This is a genomic window from Bacillus sp. TL12, assembly GCF_022625245.1.
Taxonomy (GTDB): Bacteria; Bacillota; Bacilli; order Bacillales; family Bacillaceae_G; genus Bacillus_A.
In genome coordinates, this window is sequence record NZ_JAJJBY010000213.1 from 1 (window position 1) to 462 (window position 462).

The 462-nt window shown below is 39.6% G+C and carries 1 protein-coding gene; it reads left to right on the forward strand.

Going from position 1 to position 462, the window contains the following annotated elements; genetic code table 11:
* The coding region (locus LOK41_RS28600; RefSeq protein WP_241819459.1) for a serine hydrolase domain-containing protein at window positions 1–462 on the forward strand (462 nt) is incomplete at both ends.

The window sequence follows — 462 nt, forward strand, 5'->3', positions numbered from 1 at the left end:
ATTTCTCTTCCCCCAGACTTTGCCCCAGGTAAGGGCTGGTCTTATTCAAACACGGGATACGTAATATTGGGTATCCTTATTGAAAAAGTAACTGGAAATAGCTATGCAGAAGAGGTTGAAAATCGGATTGTTGAACCGCTCGAATTGTCGAATACATTCCTACCCGGTAATTCAACTGTTATCCCAGGTACCAATCATGCCCGTGGATATGAAAGATATGACGGAGAAAGGGAGCTAAAAGACGTTACTTATTCTTACCCAGGTAACTCCGATGGAGATATAATTTCTACTGCTGATGACTTAAACAAATTTTTCTCTTACTTGCTTAGTGGAAAATTACTAAAGGAACAGCAACTAAAACAAATGCTTACTACAGTTCCTACAGGAATAGCGGGACTTGATAATTATGGTCTTGGAATCTATGAAACTAAACTTCCAAAGGGTGTCTCGATATGGGGACAT